Origin of the sequence: Lapillicoccus jejuensis, assembly GCF_006715055.1 — a bacterium.
GTDB classification, from domain to species: Bacteria; Actinomycetota; Actinomycetes; order Actinomycetales; family Dermatophilaceae; genus Lapillicoccus; species Lapillicoccus jejuensis.
This window is the reverse complement of record NZ_VFMN01000001.1, coordinates 3,654,257-3,674,015: the sequence shown is the minus strand read 5'-3', so window position 1 is coordinate 3,674,015 and position 19,759 is coordinate 3,654,257. Positions and strand designations below refer to the sequence as shown.

The 19,759-nt window shown below is 74.3% G+C and carries 20 protein-coding genes; 8 read left to right on the top strand and 12 right to left on the bottom strand.

Translation table 11 applies throughout. The annotated features are described in order from the left end of the window. The first annotated feature begins 16 nt into the window (after positions 1-16). The gene (locus FB458_RS17020) at positions 17-412 is read left to right on the top strand and encodes a DUF3054 domain-containing protein (RefSeq protein WP_141849547.1); all 396 of its coding nucleotides are present in this window, start codon (positions 17-19) and stop codon (positions 410-412) included. Here the strand turns inward: FB458_RS17020 and FB458_RS17015 are convergent. From FB458_RS17015 to FB458_RS16980, 8 genes are all read right to left on the bottom strand, one after another. After that, a complete protein-coding gene (locus FB458_RS17015) occupies positions 393-1,385 on the bottom strand; it encodes a hypothetical protein (protein WP_141849546.1) in 993 nt (330 codons plus the stop codon). The two genes, FB458_RS17020 and FB458_RS17015, sit on opposite strands and share 20 nt — an antisense overlap. A 143-nt stretch (positions 1,386-1,528) precedes the next feature. Next, positions 1,529-1,957 carry a VOC family protein gene (locus tag FB458_RS17010; RefSeq protein WP_141849545.1) on the bottom strand — a complete coding sequence of 143 codons (429 nt, stop codon included), beginning with the start codon at positions 1,955-1,957 and terminating at the stop codon, positions 1,529-1,531. 1 nt (position 1,958) lies between these two features. Continuing rightward, positions 1,959-2,441, bottom strand: coding sequence for an SRPBCC family protein (locus FB458_RS17005; RefSeq protein ID WP_141849544.1), 483 nt, complete (start codon positions 2,439-2,441; stop codon positions 1,959-1,961). Beyond that, on the bottom strand, positions 2,438-2,812 hold the full coding sequence (locus FB458_RS17000; protein ID WP_141849543.1) for an ArsR/SmtB family transcription factor: 375 nt from the start codon (positions 2,810-2,812) through the stop codon (positions 2,438-2,440). The genes FB458_RS17005 and FB458_RS17000 overlap by 4 nt, the downstream gene beginning before the upstream one ends. Positions 2,813-2,957: 145 nt before the next feature. Continuing rightward, the gene (gene arc / locus FB458_RS16995; protein WP_141849542.1) at positions 2,958-4,793 is read right to left on the bottom strand and encodes a proteasome ATPase; all 1,836 of its coding nucleotides are present in this window, start codon (positions 4,791-4,793) and stop codon (positions 2,958-2,960) included. A 61-nt stretch (positions 4,794-4,854) separates the two neighbouring features. Further along, positions 4,855-5,985, bottom strand: coding sequence for a tRNA (adenine-N1)-methyltransferase (locus FB458_RS16990; RefSeq protein WP_281286112.1), 1,131 nt, complete (start codon positions 5,983-5,985; stop codon positions 4,855-4,857). Between the two features lie 71 nt (positions 5,986-6,056). Continuing rightward, positions 6,057-6,602, bottom strand: coding sequence for a single-stranded DNA-binding protein (locus FB458_RS16985; RefSeq protein ID WP_246061312.1), 546 nt, complete (start codon positions 6,600-6,602; stop codon positions 6,057-6,059). A gap of 161 nt (positions 6,603-6,763) precedes the next feature. Further along, positions 6,764-7,924, bottom strand: a complete 1,161-nt coding sequence (locus FB458_RS16980; RefSeq protein ID WP_141849541.1) for a site-2 protease family protein — start codon at positions 7,922-7,924, stop codon at positions 6,764-6,766. Between the two features lie 139 nt (positions 7,925-8,063). On the opposite strand from FB458_RS16980, the gene metH reads away from it, so the two are divergent. The 6 genes from metH (at position 8,064) to FB458_RS16945 (ending at position 15,307) form a co-directional block, all read left to right on the top strand. Beyond that, positions 8,064-11,897 carry a methionine synthase gene (metH, locus tag FB458_RS16975; protein WP_246061309.1) on the top strand — a complete coding sequence of 1,278 codons (3,834 nt, stop codon included), beginning with the start codon at positions 8,064-8,066 and terminating at the stop codon, positions 11,895-11,897. A gap of 41 nt (positions 11,898-11,938) precedes the next feature. Next, a complete protein-coding gene (locus tag FB458_RS16970) occupies positions 11,939-12,289 on the top strand; it encodes a hypothetical protein (protein ID WP_141849539.1) in 351 nt (116 codons plus the stop codon). Further along, complete coding sequence (locus tag FB458_RS16965; RefSeq protein WP_141849538.1) at positions 12,286-12,897, top strand: hypothetical protein; 612 nt, start codon at positions 12,286-12,288, stop codon at positions 12,895-12,897. The genes FB458_RS16970 and FB458_RS16965 overlap by 4 nt, the downstream gene beginning before the upstream one ends. 65 nt (positions 12,898-12,962) lie before the next feature. After that, on the top strand, positions 12,963-13,382 hold the full coding sequence (locus FB458_RS16960) for a hypothetical protein (protein WP_141849537.1): 420 nt from the start codon (positions 12,963-12,965) through the stop codon (positions 13,380-13,382). Between the two features lie 11 nt (positions 13,383-13,393). Then, a complete protein-coding gene (locus tag FB458_RS21445) occupies positions 13,394-13,930 on the top strand; it encodes a hypothetical protein (RefSeq protein WP_170185718.1) in 537 nt (178 codons plus the stop codon). A gap of 474 nt (positions 13,931-14,404) precedes the next feature. Further along, positions 14,405-15,307, top strand: a complete 903-nt coding sequence (locus FB458_RS16945; protein ID WP_141849536.1) for a RecB family exonuclease — start codon at positions 14,405-14,407, stop codon at positions 15,305-15,307. Between the two features lie 12 nt (positions 15,308-15,319). Here FB458_RS16945 and FB458_RS16940 read toward each other — a convergent pair whose 3' ends face one another. After that, complete coding sequence (locus tag FB458_RS16940; RefSeq protein WP_281286111.1) at positions 15,320-16,033, bottom strand: HAD family hydrolase; 714 nt, start codon at positions 16,031-16,033, stop codon at positions 15,320-15,322. Positions 16,034-16,150: 117 nt separating this feature from the next. Between FB458_RS16940 and FB458_RS16935 the strand changes: the two genes are divergently transcribed. Further along, complete coding sequence (locus tag FB458_RS16935; RefSeq protein ID WP_141849535.1) at positions 16,151-17,002, top strand: PAC2 family protein; 852 nt, start codon at positions 16,151-16,153, stop codon at positions 17,000-17,002. Between the two features lie 53 nt (positions 17,003-17,055). Here the strand turns inward: FB458_RS16935 and mshC are convergent, their stop codons facing one another. From mshC to FB458_RS16920, 3 genes are read right to left on the bottom strand one after another with little or no spacing between them, the layout of a single operon-like run. Continuing rightward, positions 17,056-18,324 carry a cysteine--1-D-myo-inosityl 2-amino-2-deoxy-alpha-D-glucopyranoside ligase gene (gene mshC / locus FB458_RS16930; protein WP_141849534.1) on the bottom strand — a complete coding sequence of 423 codons (1,269 nt, stop codon included), beginning with the start codon at positions 18,322-18,324 and terminating at the stop codon, positions 17,056-17,058. Positions 18,325-18,346: 22 nt separating this feature from the next. Continuing rightward, complete coding sequence (locus FB458_RS16925) at positions 18,347-19,195, bottom strand: SCO1664 family protein (RefSeq protein WP_141849533.1); 849 nt, start codon at positions 19,193-19,195, stop codon at positions 18,347-18,349. Positions 19,196-19,211: 16 nt separating this feature from the next. Then, positions 19,212-19,751 (bottom strand): DUF3090 domain-containing protein, encoded by a 540-nt coding sequence (locus tag FB458_RS16920; protein ID WP_141849532.1) that lies wholly within the window; start codon positions 19,749-19,751, stop codon positions 19,212-19,214. Positions 19,752-19,759 lie beyond the last annotated feature (8 nt).

Genomic DNA, 19,759 nt, shown 5'->3' with positions numbered 1-19,759 from the left:
TGCGAGGCTGGGGCCCGTGAGCCTCGTCGACCGCACCCGCACCCGCCGTACGACGCCCGTCGCCGTCGCCGCCCTGCTCGACGTCGTCGTCGTGCTCGTGTTCGCCGCCGTGGGCCGGGCCAGCCACGGCGAGCAGGACGCGGTGACCGGCGTGCTCGCGGTGGCGTGGCCGTTCCTCGCCGGTGCCGCGGTCGGCTGGGCCGTGGCCCGGCTGCGCGGGCGGTGGCCGCTCGACGTGCGGTGCGACGGCGTGCTGGTCTGGGCGAGCACGCTGGTCCTCGGGATGCTGCTGCGCGTCGTCAGCGGCGCGGGCACGGCCCCGTCGTTCGTCGTGGTGGCGGGGCTGTTCCTGGCGCTGACGCTGCTGGGGTGGCGCCTGCTGGCGCCGGTGGTCACCAGCCGACGGCCTTGAGCACCGCCTTCGTGATCGGCCCGGCCGAGCGGATCGTCTCCCCCGAGCCCAGCTTCGGGGTCATCAGCGAGTCCCGGTCCCCGGCGCGGTACGTCGCCTCGTCGAGGTGCGAGTAGCTGCTGCCCTGCTGCCACGTGGACGGCGCGTAGAGCGAGGCCGGCTTGCCCCCGTTGACGCCCCGGACCTTCGTCGTGTCGAAGGTGACGGCGTTGCTGGTCAGCGCCGACGCCAGCGTCGCGGAGCCGTCGGGGAGGGAGAGGAGCTTCGTCGTGCCCTTCCTCGTCGCCAGGTCGTAGGCGATGGGGAAGCCGAGCAGCCGGACGCTGCTCTGGCCGCTGGAGACGATGCCGGCGCCGAGGAAGCCGAGGCCGTGGCCGAGCTCGTGGGTGACGACGGACTGGAAGTCGTAGGTGCCGGCGGGCGCGCTCCCGGTCCCGAAGGACCAGTTGCCGAACGAGCTGCTGAAGCGCGCGACGACGTCGGGGCTGGGGTCGAGCTGGCTGCCGTGCCGCCTGTTGGCGACCGCGTCGACGTACCAGGTGCCGGCCTTCGGGGCCCCCGCGAAGTCGCGCCAGACCGACGACGGCCCGGCCGAGCCGAGGATGCCGGGGCCGAGGGCGGTGTACGTCGCGTCGACGGTGATGGGCACCGACGAGGTCACCTGGGTCGACCAGTAGTCGACGGCCCGCTGGAAGGCGGCCCGGGCCGGCGCGCTGAAGCCGTGGTAGGTCACGACGAACCGGGCGGTGACGGCCTTCGCGGCGGGCTCGGCGACGGAGGTCGGGACGGCCGGGGCGTCGCCGACGGTGAGCGGGACGACCGGGGCCGGGGCGCGGACGCCCGAGGCCACGGGCACGGCGGCACCGACCCCCGCCGACGGGGCGGCCTGCGACGCGGTCGCCGGGACGGCGAGAGCCGCGGCCGCGAGGGCCACGACCGGGACGAGGGTGCGCAGGGACAGGGGACGGCGCATGGCAGGACCTTCCACGTCGGGTCGTGCGGCGCCGGGACCACGGCGCCGGCCGGGGCTCCGGCGCCCGCACGATAGCGACTCCGGGAGGTGGCTGGGAACGGTCCGGTCGCCCTCCCGACGTCGCTGGCGGGAAGCCGCCGTGCTCACCCCCCGTTGCGGTCCCGGTGGTCCACCGGGATGAGCGGCCGGTCCGCCCGGACGCGCAGCTCCTGCACGGCCCAGGTGTTGCCGTCGGGGTCGGAGAACCCGAAGAACGTCCCCCCGTCGCGCGGGTCGATGACGCTGATCTCGTCGCAGTCCACACCCCGCGCGACGAGCTCCGCCCGGGCGGTGGCGGCGTCGGCGACGACGAGCTGCAGGCCGCGCATCGACCCCGGCTCCATCTGCCGCTGTGCCGGGAGGTCGCCGAGGACCAGCGAGCAGCCGGACCCCGTCGGGGTCAGCTGCACGATCCGCATGTGCTCGGTGTGCACGTCGTGGTCGAGGTGGAAGCCGACCCGGTCCCGGTAGAAGGTGATGGCCCGGTCGAGGTCCGACACCGGCAGGACGACGACCTCCAGGGTCCAGTCCACGTCAGGCCCCCGGCGCGGTCAGGACGACGTCGAGACGCTCGTAGCCCTCGCGCATCCCGCGCTCCATGCCGGAGGCGACCATGGCGTCGCGGGCCTCGACGCTCTGGAAGACCGAGGACCCCCGCAGCCGGGTGCGCCCGCCCTCGAGCGGCTCGAACCGCACGGTGTCGAGGCTGACGTGGTCGGGGGCGACCTCGAACTCGAAGGTCTGCACGGCCAGCTCGTCGTCGCGGACCGTGTGGAAGCAGCCGTGGAAGCCGAACTCGTCGCCGGCGGGGTTGCGGTGGACGTAGCGCCAGCGTCCGCCGGAGCGGAAGTCGTACTCGGTCACGACCATCTCGTAGCCGTGCGGCCCCAGCCAGCGGGCCAGGAGGTCGGGGTCGCGGTGGGCGGCGAACACGGCGGCGACGGGGGCGTCGACCTCGCGCACGAACGCGAGACTCGGCTGCCCCTGCGGGGCGGTGACGTGCAGGGCGTTGCTCATGACGGTGGCTCCTCGGTCGGCATGGCGGGCGGGGTGGCGAGCAGGGCGTCGAGCGTGCGGAAGCGCTGCTCGGCGGCGAGGCGGTAGCGGTCGATCCAGGCGGTCAGCTCCTCGAGGCGGGCCGGCTCGAGGTGGACGGGGCGGCGCTGCGCGTCGCGGGTGCGGCTGACCAGCCCCGCCTCCTCGAGGACGCGGATGTGCTGGGAGATCGCCTGCAAGGAGATCGGGTGCGGGGCGGCGAGCTCCCCGACGGTGAGCGGACCGAGGCTGAGGCGGGCGACGAGGGCACGTCGTACGGGGTCGGCGAGGGCGAGGAAGGCGCGGTCGAGACCCGCCTCCCCACCCTCGTCGGTGGTCCGTCGACCCGCCATCGTGTTCAACCTCACCATTGATCAACTGATCGGTTGATCATGCACCGGTCGCCGACGGCTGTCAACGGCCGGGCACGACGACGGGCCCGTCGCCGGGTGGCGACGGGCCCGAGGGTCGAGCGGGTGCGACAGGTGCCGGAGGTCGCTACAGGTACTGGCCGGTGTTGGCGACGTTGTGGATCGAGCGGCCGGGCTCGGTGCCGTCCTTGGTGTTGATGAGGGTGCGGATGTAGACGATCCGCTCCCCCTTCTTGCCCGAGATGCGCGCCCAGTCGTCGGGGTTCGTCGTGTTGGGCAGGTCCTCGTTCTCCTTGAACTCGGCCACGCACGACTCGAGCAGGTGCTCGACCCGGATGCCGCGGGCTCCGGTGGTGAGCAGGTCCTTGATGGCCATCTTCTTGGCGCGGTCGACGATGTTCTGGATCATCGCGCCGGAGTTGAAGTCCTTGAAGTAGAGGACCTCCTTGTCGCCGCCGGCGTAGGTCACCTCGAGGAACCGGTTGTCGTCGATCTCGGAGTACATCCGCTCGACGGTCGCCTGGATCATCGCGTCGACGGTCTCGCTCGCGCTGCCGCCGTTGACCCGCAGGTCGTGGTCGTGAAGCGGCAGGTCGGCGGTGAGGTACTTGCTGAAGATGTCGCGGGCGCTCTCGGCGTCGGGGCGCTCGATCTTGATCTTCACGTCGAGCCGGCCGGGACGCAGGATGGCCGGGTCGATCATGTCCTCGCGGTTGGACGCGCCGATGACGATGACGTTCTCCAGCCGCTCGACGCCGTCGATCTCCGACAGCAGCTGCGGCACGATCGTCGTCTCGGTGTCGCTGGAGACGCCCGACCCGCGGGTGCGGAAGAGCGAGTCCATCTCGTCGAAGAAGACGACGACCGGGGTGCCCTCGGACGCCTTCTCGCGGGCGCGCTGGAAGATCAGCCGGATGTGCCGCTCGGTCTCGCCGACGTACTTGTTGAGCAGCTCGGGGCCCTTGATGTTGAGGAAGTAGCTCTTCTCCAGCTGCTGGCCGGTGCGCTCGGCGACCTTGCGGGCCAGCGAGGCCGCGACCGCCTTGGCGATGAGCGTCTTGCCGCAGCCGGGCGGGCCGTAGAGCAGGATCCCCTTCGGCGGCTTGAGCCGGTGCTCCTTGAACAGGTCGGGGTGCAGGTAGGGCAGCTCGACGGCGTCGCGGATGGCCTCGATCTGGTCGCCGAGCCCGCCGATGTCCTCGTAGGCGATGTCGGGGACCTCCTCGAGGACGAGGTCCTGCACCTCGGCCTTGGGGATCCGCTCGTAGACGAACCCCGAGCGGGTGTCGAGCATGAGCGCGTCACCGATGCGGACCGGCTCGCCCTGCAGGGTCAGCGACTCGGCGCGGCGCACGATCCGCTCCTCGTCGGCGTGCGCGACGACGAGCAGCCGGTCGTCGTCGAGCAGCTCCTTGACCATGACGACCTCGCCGACCCGCTCGAACCCGCAGGCCGCGACGACGTTGAGCGCCTCGTTGAGCATGACCTCCCGGCCCTGGCTCAGCAGGGACGGGTCCACCGACGGGCTGACCGCCACCCGCATCTTGCGACCGGAGGTGAGGATGTCGACGGTCGCGTCGTCGTACGACTCGAGGATCAGCCCGTACGCCGACGGCGGCTGGGCCAGGCGGTCGACCTCCGACTTGAGCGTGACGATCTGCTCGCGGGCCTCCTTGAGGGTGCGCACGAGCCGCTCGTTCTGGTTGGACAGCGTCGACAGCGACGTCTGCAGCTGCAGGACGCGGTTCTCCAGCTCGCGGGCCCGGGTCGGTCCGGAGCGCAGGGCGTCGCGCAGGTCGCGCACCTCCTCCTGGAGGCGGTCGCGCTGACGCTCGAGGTCGGCGCCGAGGTCAGGGCCGAGGTCACCGCCGGCGCCGGGGCCCGGGTGGTCCGGACCGCCGGCCACCCCGCGGCGCTGCTCGCGCTCGTGGCGCGAGGGGTCGGGCTGGGTGGGGTCGGACATCGGCACACCTCCGGGAGGGGGCGGATCAGCGGGCCCTTACGACCCTAACCCGCCGCCCTGCTCAACTCTCGGAGGTTTCGGTCACAGAACGGCGCACGCGTCGGATCCGCTTCTCCGACACCGTCCGCTCCCCCAGCGCCTCCGCCGTCCACTCCTGGGCCGGCACGTCGCGCAGCTCGGTCCCGACCCCGTCGGGGGTGGACGGGTCGGCGGGGGTGGACGCGCCCGCCGCGCCCGAGGCGCCCGAGGTGCCCGACGCGTCGCCGTACGCGCCCTTGGCCGGACGGCGGGAGCGACGGGGCGCGCAGACCCCGGGGGCGAGCCGGCGCGTGGTGATGAGGAACCCGGTGTGGCCGTGCATCCGGTGCTCGGGCCGGACCGCGAGCCCCTCGAGGTGCCACCCGCGCACGAGCGACTCCCAGGCCGACGGCTCGGTCCAGCCACCGTGCTCGCGGATCGCCTCCGCGACCCGGCTGAGCTGGGTCGCGGTGGCGACGTAGCAGATGAGCACCCCACCCGGCGCCAGCGCGTCGCCGACGACGTCGAGGCACTCCCACGGGGCGAGCATGTCGAGGACGACGCGGTCGACGGTGCCCGGCTCGAGGGTGCGCGGCAGCGCCTCGACGAGGTCACCGACGACGACCTCCCAGGCCGGGTGGTCCGCCCCGAAGAAGGCGCGGGCGTTGCCGCGGGCGATGTCGGCGAAGTCCTCGCGGCGCTCGAACGACACCAGCCGCCCGGACTCGCCGACCGCGCGCAGCAGCGACATGCTCAGGGCCCCCGACCCGACACCGGCCTCGACCACCCGGGCCCCGGGGAAGATGTCGGCCATCATGACGATCTGCCCCGAGTCCTTGGGGTAGACGACCGCGGCCCCGCGCGGCATCGACATGACGTAGTCGGCCAGCAGCGGGCGCAGGCAGAGGTACTCCACACCGGCCGTGTTGGCCACGACCGACCCGTCGGGTCGGCCCAGGACGTCGTCGTGCCGCAGGATCCCGTGGTGGGTGTGGAACTCCCGGCCCGCCTCGAGGGTGATGGTGTGCAGCCGGCCCTTCGGGTCCGTCAGCTGCACCCGGTCGCCGACCGAGAGGGCCCCGTGCGCCGGGGCCGGGACGGCGCCCGACCCGCCCGCCTCCCGGCGCTCGTCCTCGTCCGGGGCCGGCGGGGTCGGGGGCACGCTGCTCGTCACGGCGGGTCAGTCTAGGGTCGCGGCACCCGACCCCGGATCACGGCCCGTCACGGCCCGCCCACCCACCGGGCTCACTCCCCCACGGCCTCCCCCACGACGTCCCCCACGACGACCTTCGCCGCCGTGACCTCGCGGACCCGGCGCAGCGACCGCGCCTCGACCTCGTAGCGGCTGAGGGCCACCGCGCCCGCCCGGTAGAAGCGGCGGCGCAGCGCCCCGCTCACCTCGACCAGCTCACCGCCCGAGAAGCGCAGCGCCCGCCGCCGGGTCGCCGCCGACCAGCAGGCGATCTCGATGGTGTCGACCGGGACCCGCGGTCGTCGTCGGTCGCCCAGCGTCCTGCTCGCCGGCCGCGGGACGACGAGCCGCAGGGTGACGAGCACGTCCCCGCTCGGCATCTCCTGCTCGTGGGCCGAGGTCGAGACCCGCCCCACGAGCAGGACCTGGTTGACCCCCGGCACCCCGGGGGCGAGCAGGCCCTCGGCGGCCCGACCCATGGGGGCGACCGCCCCCTCCCGCGACACCCGCACCCGCGGGCCGACCGGCGCCACCTGCGCGTCACCGACCAGCGCCTCGACGACCCCCGGGTCGCCCACCATCGTGCTCTCCGCCCCCACCGTCTCCACCCCTCTCCCCGCGTCCCGCGGGTGACTGTCCCGAGCGGAACAAATCACACCGCATCGGACGCGTCGCCGCCAGCGAACGCGAGGATCCTGTGGACGACGCGCGGCCGCGCGGGGGGTTGTGGACGGACGGGCCGTCCGGCGCCCGGCGGTGGTCAGCGTCGCGCGCGAACGGCGGCGTCGAGCTCGCTGAGCGACACCGACCCGACCGGCCGACCGGACGGGTCGAGGACGACGACGAGCGCGGGCACCGGGTCGTCCGGACCACCACCCGCCGACACGACGGCGTCGACGAGCACCGCGCTGTCGGCCGCCGGGTCGACGACGACGGCCCACCCGGGCGGCTGGCGCAGCAGCACGGCCGCGGTGGTCAGCCCGGCCGTGAGGTCGGCGGGGTGGACGGCGTGCGCCGCCTCCCGGTCGAGCAGGCCGGCGGGCCGTCCGTCGGGGGCGTGGACGACGACGGCGCCCGGGAAGCCGTCGAGCCGGGCGAGCACCTGCCCCAACGGTTCGTGGACGCCCGCCGAGGCGACCGGCCTCAGCACCTGCCCGACCGGCACCCGCTCCATGGCCCGTCCGTTGCCGCCGGCCCGCACGGCAGCGGTGGCCCCGTTCCACAGGAAGGCGCCGATGAGGGCGACGTAGACGACGGTGAACGGCGCCGGCGACGCCCCCCGCAGCAGCGGCAGGCCGACGAGCAGCAGCACGGCCGCGACGACGAGCAGCCGGCCGAGCCACCCGGCGACCAGGAGGCCGACGTGGCGGCTGCCGGTCACCTTCCACACGAGGGAGTCGACGACGAAGCCGCCGTCGAGGGGCAGGCCCGGCAGCAGGTTGACGACCCCGAGGAGGAGGTTGCCGAGGAAGAGGTAGGAGAGCAGCAGACCGGGCGTCCCGTCCCCGACGGGCCCCCGGGCGGCGTACGCGAGGCCGGCGACGACGAGGTTGGCGACCGGGCCCGACACGGCGATGGCGGCGCTCGACCCGGGGCGGGCCACCCCGCCGTCGTACACCGTGTGGCCGCCCCAGACGTCGGCCACGATGCGGTCGACGCGGTGCCCGAGCCGGGCGGCGACGACCGCGTGCGCACCCTCGTGGACGAGCACCGACACCAGGAGCAGCAGCGCGCTCGCCACGCCGACGGCGACGCCGTACAGGCCGCCGGTCTGCCCGGTGCGCGGGTCGGGGACCCGGAAGGCGGTGAGCCCGACGACGACCAGCGCGATGAGCGGGTAGGAGCGGCCGATGAAGACGGGCACGCCTCGCAGGCTCCCGACCCGCCAGCCGTACGACGGGGCGGTCGGGCCGGCGGTCATGGGCACGACCCTACGACAGGCCGTCCGGCCCGGTCACGGAGCGGACGGGCCGCGGGGGGCGTCGGTGCCCCGCGCCATACTGGGTGCTCGACCGGCGCGACCCCTGGCCGGACCGACTGCTGAGGACGCTGACCTGCCTGTGACCCACACTCCGACGACGGCCGACGGCACCGCCCGGCCGGAGACCGCCTGGCGCCCCGACGCGACGCCGGAGCTGACCGAGCACCTGCACCGCCGCATCCTCGTCCTCGACGGGGCGATGGGGACGATGATCCAGCGCCAGGGGCTCTCGGAGGCGGACTACCGCGGTGAGCGCTTCGCCGACTGGCCGAGCGACCTCAAGGGCAACAACGACCTGCTCTCGCTGACCCAGCCCGACGTCATCGGCGGGATCCACCGCGACTACCTCGCGGCGGGCGCCGACGTGCTCGAGACCAACACGTTCAACGCCAACCGCATCTCGATGCGCGACTACGACATGCAGGACCTCGCCTACGAGCTCAACCTCGCGTCCGCGCGGCTGGCCCGGGCCGAGGCCGACGCGATGACGCGGCGCACGCCCGACCGGCCGCGCTGGGTGGGCGGCGCGCTCGGCCCGACGAACCGGACGGCGTCGATCTCCCCGGACGTCAACGACCCCGGGGCGCGCAACGTCTCCTTCGACGAGCTCGTCGAGGCCTACCTCGAGGCAGCGCGCGGCCTCGTCGACGGCGGCGCCGACCTGCTCTTCGTCGAGACGATCTTCGACACCCTCAACGCCAAGGCGGCGATCTTCGCCGTCGAGACGCTCTTCGAGCAGACCGGCCGGCGCTGGCCGGTCATCCTGTCCGGCACCATCACGGACGCGTCCGGGCGCACCCTGTCGGGGCAGGTCACCGAGGCGTTCTGGAACTCCGTGCGGCACGCCCGCCCGCTGGCCATCGGCCTCAACTGCGCCCTCGGCGCCGACGAGATGCGCCCGTACGTCGCCGAGCTGGCCCGGGTCGCCGACACCTTCGTCTCCTGCTACCCCAACGCGGGTCTGCCCAACGCGTTCGGGGAGTACGACGAGACCCCCGAGCAGATGGCCTCGGTGGTCGGCGCGTTCGCGTCCGACGGCCTGGTCAACCTGCTCGGTGGGTGCTGCGGCACCTCCCCCGACCACATCGCCGCGATCGCCAAGGCCGCCGACGGCTGCGAGCCGCGGGTGCCCGCGCAGGTGCGGCCGGCGCTGCGGCTGTCCGGTCTCGAGCCGGTGACCGTCGACGAGGACTCGCTCTTCGTCAACGTCGGCGAGCGCACCAACATCACGGGTTCGGCCCGGTTCCGCCGCCTCATCAAGGAGGAGGACTACCCGACCGCGCTCAACGTCGCCCGCCAGCAGGTGGAGTCCGGCGCGCAGGTCATCGACGTCAACATGGACGAGGGGATGATCGACGGGGTCGCGGCGATGGACCGCTTCCTCAAGCTCATCGCGTCCGAGCCGGACATCTCGCGGGTCCCGGTCATGGTCGACTCCTCGAAGTGGGAGGTCATCGAGGCCGGTCTGAAGACGGTGCAGGGCAAGCCCATCGTCAACTCGATCTCGATGAAGGAGGGCGTCGAGCCCTTCCTCGAGCACGCCCGGCTGTGCCGCAAGTACGGCGCCGCCGTCGTCGTCATGGCCTTCGACGAGGACGGCCAGGCCGACACCCTCGAGCGCCGCAAGGAGATCTGCGCGACGGCGTACGAGATCCTCACCCAGCAGGTGGGGTTCCCGGCCGAGGACATCATCTTCGACCCCAACGTCTTCGCCGTCGCGACCGGCATCGAGGAGCACGCCAACTACGGCGTCGACTTCATCGAGGCCACCCGGTGGATCAAGGAGAACCTGCCCGGGGCCCTGGTCTCCGGCGGTGTCTCCAACGTCTCGTTCTCGTTCCGGGGCAACAACCCCGTCCGCGAGGCCATCCACGCCGTCTTCCTGTTCCACGCCGTCCGCGCGGGCATGGACATGGGCATCGTCAACGCCGGCGCGCTCGTCGTCTACGACGAGATCGACGCCGACCTGCGGGAGCGGATCGAGGACGTCGTCCTCAACCGGCGGCCCGACGCCGCCGACCGGCTCCTCGAGGTCGCCGACCGCTACAACACCGGCGACACCAAGCAGGAGGCCGTCGAGCAGGAGTGGCGGACCAAGCCGGTCTCGGAGCGGATCACCTACGCCCTGGTCAAGGGCATCGACGAGTTCGCCGAGACCGACACCGAGGAGCTGCGCGCCGAGATCGCCGCCCGCGGGGGCAAGCCCATCGAGGTCATCGAGGGCCCGCTCATGGACGGCATGAACGTCGTGGGCGACCTGTTCGGCGCGGGGAAGATGTTCCTCCCCCAGGTCGTCAAGAGCGCCCGGGTGATGAAGAAGGCCGTCGCCTACCTCATCCCGTTCATCGAGGAGGAGAAGCTCGCCTCCGGCGACACCGAGGAGAAGCCCAAGGGCAAGATCGTCATGGCGACGGTCAAGGGCGACGTGCACGACATCGGCAAGAACATCGTCGGCGTCGTGCTCCAGTGCAACAACTACGACGTCGTCGACCTCGGCGTCATGGTGCCGACGGCCCGCATCATCGAGGCGGCCAGGACCGAGAAGGCCGACATCATCGGCCTGTCCGGGCTCATCACGCCGTCGCTGGACGAGATGGTCGGCTTCGCGCAGGAGATGGAGCGCCAGGGTCTCGACCTGCCGCTGCTCATCGGCGGCGCGACGACGAGCAAGGCGCACACCGCGGTCAAGGTGGCCCCGCGCTACCACGGCCCGGTCATCTGGGTGAAGGACGCGTCGCGCTCGGTCCCGGTGGCGGCGGCGCTGCTGTCGGAGGACCAGCGTCCGGGGCTGCTCGAGCGGACCGCCGCCGACTACGAGGGCGTCCGCGCCCGCCACGAGGCCAAGCACGGAGAGCGGCGGATGCTCACCCTCGCGCAGGCCCGTGCGGCGGCCCCCGTCCTGGACTGGTCGTCGTACCGGCCGCCGCGTCCGCGGCTGCTGGCCCAGCAGGCCAAGGACGTCTGCCAGGGCCCGGCCTGCGACCACCGCCACGACGTCGCGCGGCAGTTCACCCGGACCTACGCGGACTACTCGCTCGAGGAGCTGCGCCCCTTCATCGACTGGTCGCCGTTCTTCGCGGCGTGGGAGATGAAGGGCCGCTACCCCGACATCCTGCACAACCCCGCCTCGGGCGAGGCGGCGCGCCGGCTGTTCGACGACGCGAACGCCATGCTCGACCGGATCGTGGCCGAGCGCTGGCTGACGGCCAAGGGGGTCGTCGGGCTGTGGCCGGCCAACAGCATCGGCGACGACCTCGAGGTCTACACCGACGAGACGCGCAGCGAGGTCCGCACCGTCCTGCACGGTCTGCGCCAGCAGGGCCAGCACCGCGAGGGGGTGCCGAACCGCTCGCTCAGCGACGTCGTCGCCCCGAAGGACAGCGGGCTGCCCGACTACGTCGGGGGCTTCGCCGTCACCGCGGGTCTCGGCTCGCAGGAGCGAGTGGCCGGTCTCAAGGCCGACCTCGACGACTACAACGCGATCCTGCTCGAGTCGGTCGCCGACCGGCTCGCCGAGGCGTTCGCCGAGCGGATGCACCAGCGGGTCCGCAAGGAGCTGTGGGGCTACGCCACCGACGAGCACCTCTCCCCCGAGGAGCTCATCAAGGAGACGTACCGCGGCATCCGTCCCGCCCCCGGCTACCCCGCCTGCCCCGACCACACCGAGAAGCTCGCCCTGTGGGAGCTGCTGGACGCGCAGGAGCAGACCGGGATCACCCTCACCGAGAGCATGGCCATGTGGCCGGGGGCGTCCGTGAGCGGCTGGTACTTCAGCCACCCGCAGTCGCAGTACTTCGTCGTCGGCCGCCTCGCGCGCGACCAGGTCGAGGACTACGCGGCCCGCAAGGGCTGGACCCTGCGGGAGGCCGAGCGCTGGCTCTCGCCCAACCTCGGCTACCAGCCGGAGGACTGAGCGGGGCCGATGCGGCAGGATCAGCGCATGAGGACGGAGGCGTGATGGCGAGCGACTGGCGGTCGGAACAACGCGTGCGGCAGGCCCTGCGGGCCGGCTCCCCCATGTCGGCCGCGGACCGCCGCGTCGCGCAGCAGGTCGTCGAGCGCGCCGACGCGCAGCGGTACGTCGCCCTGGTGTGGGTCGGCCTGGCCGTCCTCGTCGCGGTCCTCGCGGTCGTGCTGAAGGCCTGGTGGCTGCTGGCCGGCACCGCGGTCCTGCTCGTCGTCGCCGTCGTGTGGTGGATCCAGCGCACCCACCGGCTGCTCACCCAGGGCGCGCGCATCGGCCTGGTCCCTCGACGGCTCCGTACGGCCTCGTCAGCGTCCTCGGCGTCGACGCGCAAGGCGTGAGCCGCATCGCCCACCAGCCCGGCGCCGGCGGGCCCGCTGACGACGCCGTGTCACAGCCGCGCAGCCTCGCCGCCCGCTACTTCCTGTGCAGCGACCTGCGGCTCGCCGCGCTGCTCCTGCTCGTCGTCGGCGGCGTCGGTGCCCTCGTGCTGCTCGCGGGCGGTCAGGGCACCGCGGCCGGGTCGGTGGCGCAGGGGGTCGTGGTCGACCTCGCCGTCGTCCTCGGCGCCTGGGCCCTGCTGCGGCTGCCCAGTCGGACCGAGCAGCGGGTCGCCGCGCGCTCGGGGACCGGGTTCGCCGAGGTCGGCGCGGTCCGCGAGCGGTTGCGGCGCGGCGAGCCGCTCGACGCCGCCGCGCAGGAGGTCGCCGACGACCTGGCTCGCGTCGTCAGCCGGCGCCTCGGGCTCGGCCGGTCGATCGGCTTCGTCGTGGTGCTGGCGTTCCTCGTCGTGGGGGTCTCGTTCGCGCTCAGCCGCCAGGTCGCCGGCCAGAGCCAGCTGGTCGCGACCATCGCCCACCTCGTCGTCTTCGTCGCCGTCGGCGTCGCCGAGGTGCGCCGCACCCGCTCCGTGCGCGCCGACCTGCTGGCCGCGACGCGGCGCGGCTGACCGCGCAGGAGTAGCGTCCGGGGCAGCCGCGCCACCTCGTGCGGCGCAGCTCTGGGGGGTGGGCCGTGGACAGCCGGACGACCTCGCTGGTCGACGTGGTGGCGGCGCTGGTCTGCGTCGCCACCGGTGTCGTCGCGCTCGTCGGTCACGCCCGCTGGCGCGCGCGGCACGCGGCGCAGGTGCCGCGACCGGGCCGCCTCAGCGAGGTGACCCGGGTGCTGCGTCGTGGAGACCGGCTGACCCCCGAGCAGCGCCCCCTGGCCGTGGCGGTCGTCGAGCAGGGAGCGCTCACCGCGCTGACCATGGCGGGGCTGCTCGTGCTCTGCGCGGCGCAGATCGCGTACGCCGCCCGGCAGCCCGACGGCGGGCTGCTGCTCGTCCTCTTCGCCGCCGCGGCCTCGATCGCGCTCTCGGCCCTGGTGACGATCGGGCGGCAGACCCTGGTGGCCCGCCGCCAGGGCGTCCGGCCGGAACGGCTGTGGTGAGCACGGCGGGCGTGACGACCCGACGGCGCTACCTGGTGCGCCAGACCGTCGTCGCCGCCGTCGTCCTCGTGGCCGTCGGTGTCCTCCTCCTGGTGCTGCGGGGCCGGTGGCCGGCCACGTCCGGGCCGGACCGGGTGCCGTTCGCCCTCGTCCTCGGAGTCGCCGCCCTCGGCGTCGTCGCCACGGTGGCGAGCCGGTGGTGGGCGGACCTGCGCTCGCCCGAGGGGCGCGCCCTGTGGTCCGGGGCGGACCGCCACCGGGTCGGTGAGGTCAGGGCCCGTCTGGTGCAGCGGATGCCGCTGCCGCCCGAGGACCGGGCCGTGGCGGCCGCGCTCGTCCGCGCCGAGTCCTCACCGCCGGGGCAGGTCGCGTCCTTGGTCGAGGCGCTCGGCGCGGTCGCCGGTCCGGCGGTGGTGTTCCTGCCGCAGTTCCCCGGGACCCCCGGCGTCGTGGCCGTCGCGCTCGTCGCCGGGGCCACCGTCGGCCCGCGCTGGTGGATGCGGCGTCGCCTGCTCACCAGCGCGCGGACCGCGGGGCTGCTGCCCTGAGCCCGAGAGGGCGTCGAGGACCTCGAGGAGCCGGCCGGGGCGCCGTACGGAGGCCCCCGCCCGCTCGACCCGCTCGGTGAGGCCGCGGTCGGCGGTGACCACCTCGACCCGCTCCCCGGCGCCGACGAGGGCCGCGACCTGCCCGACGACCTCGTCGTCGCCCGAGCCGGGAGCGTGCACGACGGTCACCCCGTCAAGCTCGCCCGCCTCCACCCCGCGCCGCGCCAACCCCTCGAGGACGAGCACGAGCCGCCGTACGGCGACCCGCCCGTCACCCACCGCGTCGGTGAGCCGGCGGTGCAGCCGGACGGCCGCGCCCGGACGGTCCCGCCACCAGCCGTCCGGCCGGGAGCCGACGACGTTGGCACCGTCGACGACGAGCACCAGGTCCTGGTCGTCCTCGTCCACCGCCCCATCCCAGCACGACGGGTGTCCCGCGGGAGCGCTGTCGGCGGCGCGACGTACCCTCGGGCCATGACGACGACCGCGCAGCCCGTGCCGCTGCGCGAGCCGCTGCCCGGCCGCTCCCGGGCGCTCTCGCCCAGCCGGGCCGCCGACTTCAAGCAGTGCCCGCTGCTCTACCGGTTCCGCGTCGTCGACCGGCTGCCCGCCCCGCCGTCCCCGGCCGCCGCGCGCGGCACCCTCGTCCACGCCGTCCTCGAGCGGCTCTTCGACCTCCCCGCGCCCGAGCGCACGACCGAGGCCGCCCGCGCGCTCGTCGAGCCCGAGTGGGAGCGGCTCGTCGAGGAGGAGCCCGAGCTCGCCCGGATGATCGAGGCGGACGAGGAGCGCACGCCGCAGTCGTGGTTCGCCGAGGCGGGCCGGCTGCTCGACCAGTGGTTCACCCTCGAGGACCCGACCGCGCTCGAGCCGCGCGAGCGCGAGCTCTACGTCGAGGCCGACGTGCCGACCCCCGACGGCACGCTCACCCTGCGCGGGATCGTCGACCGGCTCGACGTCGCCGACGACGGTGCCATGCGGGTGGTCGACTACAAGACGGGCCGCTCCCCCGGCGAGAGCTACGAGCAGCGCGCCCTGTTCCAGCTGCGCTTCTACGCACTGGTGCTGTGGCGGATGCACGGGGTCGTCCCGCGCGTCCTGCAGCTGGTCTACCTCGGCAACCAGGAGGTCCTGCGCTACGAGCCGGACGAGGACGACCTGCGCGCCACGGAGCGCAACGTCACGGCCGTGTGGGCCGCGATCCAGCAGGCCGCCGCGACCGGTGACTGGCGCCCCAGCCGGGGCCGCACGTGCGGCTGGTGCGACTTCAAGGCCCTGTGCCCGGCCTGGGGCGGCACCCCGCCGCCGCTGCCCACCCACGCCGTCGACCTCGCCGTCGACCCGCACGGCTCGGCGGCGCTGGAGGATGAGGACTAGCGCCGGCGACGGCTACCGCGCGGCCGCGTCGAGCAGCGGCAGGAGGTCCTCGGGGGCGAGGCCGGCCAGGGTGGGCACCTGCACCGCCCCGACGGTGCGCGGCACGGGCACGACGTGCGGGACGGCGATCGTCGGCACGCCGGCCGCGACGGCCGAGGCCACCCCGGAGGGCGAGTCCTCGAGCGCCACGCACTCGGCGGCGCGCAGGCCGAGCTCCCGCACGGCGGTGAGGTAGGGCTCCGGGTGCGGCTTGCCGTGGGTGACCGCGTCGCCGGGGACGACGACGTCGAAGGAGCCGGCGGGCAGCACGCGCGTCAGGAGGTCGGTGAACGGTCGCCAGGACATCGTCACGAGGGCGGTGCGCACCCCCCGCTCGCGGCAGGCGGCCAGCAGCTCGGGCGCTCCGGGCCGCCACGGCACCTGCGCCTCGACGCGCGCCATCACCCCGCCCATCAGCCGCTCGACCACCTGCGTGACCGACAGCGTCACCGGCGAGTGGTCGAGGATGTACTGCGCCGACACCTCGAGCGGGTTCCCGACGAGGGCGTGGGCGTGCTCGTCGCTCCACGTGCCGCCGAACTCCTCGACCAGCGCGTGCTCCTCGGCGATCCAGTAGGGCTCGCTGTCGACGAGGGTGCCGTCCATGTCCCACAGGACGGCCGCGGGCAGGCGCCCGCCGGTCGGCTCACCGGTCGCGCGGGCGGAGGCGGGGGCGGGGCTCGACACCCCGGCAGTCTAGGGATGCGCCGACGACGCCCCGACCACCCGGCATAGGGTGAGGGAGCAGGTCGCCGTACGGCGTCCCGCCGCACCCCACAGCCCCACCGACGGACGGAGGTCCACGTGCTCGAGCTCGAGGACGTCCCGCCCCTGCGCGACCCCATCCTCGTGGCCGCGTTCGAGGGCTGGAACGACGCCGGCGAGGCCGCCACGGCCACCGTCGCGCACCTGGCCGACGTCTGGGACGCCGAGCCCGTGGCCTCGCTCGACCCCGAGGACTACTACGACTTCCAGGTCAACCGGCCCCGGGTCGTCACCGAGGACGGCCGCCGCCGCGTGCAGTGGCCGACCACCCGGATCCTCCTGGCCCGCCGCACGGGGTTCGACCGCGACGTCGTCCTCGTCGAGGGCATCGAGCCGTCGGTGCGCTGGCGCACCTTCACCATCGAGCTGCTCGAGTACGCCCAGGAGCTCGGGGTCGACACCGTCGTCATCCTCGGCGCGCTGCTCGCCGACGTCCCGCACACCCGTCCCATCCCCGTGACGACCACCGCCGACGACGAGCAGGTCCGCGCCCGCTACGAGGCCGAGGCGAGCCGGTACGAGGGCCCGACGGGCATCGTCGGCGTCCTCGCCGACGTCTCGACCCAGGCCGGGCTGACCTGCATCACCTGCTGGGCCGCGGTGCCGCACTACGCCGGCGGCTCCCCCTCGCCGAAGGCCACCCTCAGCCTGCTGGGCAAGCTCGAGGCGGTGCTCAACGTCACCATCCCGCTGGGCGACCTGCCCGAGAGCGCCCGGGCGTGGGAGCGCGGCGTCAACGAGCTCGCCGAGTCGGACGAGGAGGTCGCCGAGTACGTCCAGTCGCTCGAGGAGCAGACCGACACGGCCGACCTGCCCGAGGCCAGCGGCGACGCCATCGCCCGCGAGTTCGAGCGCTACCTGCGCCGCCGAGGGGACGACCCGCCGGCCTGAAGCGCCGCAAGCCGGCCCGAGCCGGCCCGGGCCGGCCCGGGAATGGCCCGGTCTCAGACCCGGACGCCGAGCAGCGCGTCGAGGGCGCGCGCGAGCACGCCCGGGGCGCCGCGGTCCTCGCCACCGGTGGTGAGGGCCTGCTCGGCCCAGGCGTCGACGGCGGCCAGCGCGCCGGGCGAGTCGAGGTCGTCGGCCAGCCGCTCGCGCACGGCCGCGACGGTCGCCTCGCTCGACGGGCCGCCGTCGCGCGACAGCGCCTCGCGCCAGCGCGCGAGCCGCTCCTGCGCCTGCTGCAGGACGGCGTCGCTCCAGTCCCACGCGGACGCGTGGTGGTGCGCGAGCAGCCCCAGCCGGATCGCCATCGGGTCGACGCCGTCGCGCCGCAGCCGGGAGACGAGGACGAGGTTGCCCTTGCTCTTGCTCATCTTCTCGCCGTCGAGCCCGACCATCGCCTGGTGCACGTAGGTGCGGGCGAACGGCTCGGTGCCGCGCAGCGCCTCGCCGTGCGACGCGCTCATCTCGTGGTGCGGGAAGACGAGGTCGTCGCCGCCGCCCTGGACGTCGAACGGCATGCCGAGGTGCTCGAGCGCGATGCACGTGCACTCGATGTGCCAGCCGGGGCGACCCTCGCCCAGGTCGTTGCCGGGCCAGGACGGCTCGCCGTCGCGGCGGGCCCGCCACAGCAACGGGTCGAGCGGGTCGCGCTTGCCATCGCGGTCGGGGTCTCCGCCCCGCTCGGCGAAGAGCGCGAGCATCTGCGCGTGGTCGAGGTCGCTCACGACGCCGAACCGCGGCTGCGCCGTCGCGTCGAAGTACCAGTCGTCGCGGGCGACGCCGTCGCCGAGCTCGTCGTCGGGGACGGGCACGGCGTACGCCGTCCCGCCGGCCACGAGCTTCTCGATCGCCGGGACGATGAGCGGCACGGCCTCGACGGCCCCGACGTAGTGGTCGGGCGCGATGACCTGCAGCGCCGTCATGTCCTCGCGGAAGAGCGCGGTCTCGCGCTGCCCCAGCTCCTCCCACGACACCCCGTCGCGCTCGGCCCGCTCGAACAGCGGGTCGTCGACGTCGGTGACGTTCTGCACGTAGGTGACCCGGTGCCCGGCGTCGCGCAGGGCGCGGCCCAGCAGGTCGAAGGTGACGTACGTCGCCGCGTGGCCCATGTGGGTGGCGTCGTACGGCGTGATGCCGCAGACGTAGAGCCGCGCGTGCCCGTCGGTCGGCGAGACCTCGTGCACCTCACCGGAGGCGGTGTCCCGCAGGCGGACCGGTCGACCGGAGCCGGGCACGACGGGCAGGGAGGGGGACGGCCACGCGATCACGACGAGAGCCTACGCGGCGGGACTACAGGGCCGGCCACGGGATGGCGGGCCAGCCGCCGCGGGGGCTCGGGTGACGCTTCGTGCGCAGGAGCTGGCGCACGCGCCGGGTGAGGGCGTCGACGTCGAGGGCGGGCAGGAGCCCGACGAGGGTGGCCATCAGCTCGGACGGCCCGCCGAGCGCGTCCTGGAGGCGCTCGAGCCGCTCGAGGTCGACGTCGCGCAGCGGGTCCCCGGCCCAGCCCCACAGGACGGTGCGCAGCTTGGGGTCGGGGCTGAAGGTCACGCCGTGGTCGTAGCCCCACAGCCGGCCGGCGGGGTCGCGCACGAGGTGGCTGCCCTTGCGGTCGCCGTTGTTGACCACGGCGTCGAGGACGGCGACGTCGCGCACGTCGTCCCTGTCCTCGTGGACGATGCTCACCGCGGCCCCGTCGCCCAGCTCGCCGTCGACGACGCTGATCCACCCCTCGGGCACCCGGCGGGGCGGGACGACGTCGACGGGTCGCACGTCCGGCTCGAGACCGAAGGGGTCGCCGATCCACAGCTGCACCGACCCCTCGCCCATCGGGCCGTCGCGCAGCACGGTCGGGGGGACGACGTCCCAGCCCCCGGCGCGCGACACCTCGAAGGTCGCGACCTCGCGACCCGCGAGGGTGCCGTCGGGGAAGTCCCACAGCGGCCGCTCGCCGCGGACCGGCTTGTAGATGGCGAAGACGGGCCCGCCGGTCAGCCCGGCGGCCTCGTCGGCGTCCTTGGCCTCGACGAGCAGGGCGACGTTGGAGGAGTCGGTGACGCGCCCGACGACCTCGAGCTCGCTCGTCGCCAGCGCGAGCGCGACGACCTCGACCTCGTCGGGCGTCCTCGGTCCGTCCACGTCCTCGTCGGGTCCGTCAGCGCTTGTAGCCGTTGGCGCGCGGGCAGACGTGACCGGTCGGGTCCAGCGGTCCCCCGCAGAACGGGCACGGCGGCCGGCCGGCGGAGACGAGCGTGCGGGCGCGGCGGGCGAACCCGCGGGCCAGCAGCGGCGTGAGGACGACGCGCACGGCCGAACGCTCCGGCGAGACCTCGAACGCGTCCGGGGCCTCGCCCTCCTCGGCCTCGGGCAGGTCGGAGTCGAAGGCCTCGATGACGACGACCTCGCGGGCCGGGTCCCAGGCGAGCGACAGTGTCGCCACGCGGAACTCGTCCTCGATCGGCGTCGCGAGCGGCTCGAGGTCCTCGGGACCGTCGAACGGGGACGTCGCGCCCCCGGCGAACTGGTCGAGCAGCTCGCCGACCTTCTCGGCCAGGACCGAGACCTGCTCCTTCTCGCACGAGACGGAGACGAGCCGGCGACCCTCGGCGGCCTGGAGGAAGAAGGTGCGCCCTCCGGGCGGCCCGACGGTGCCGACGACGAACCGGTCGGGCGGGTCGAAGTCGTGGACCGGCATGAGCCCGA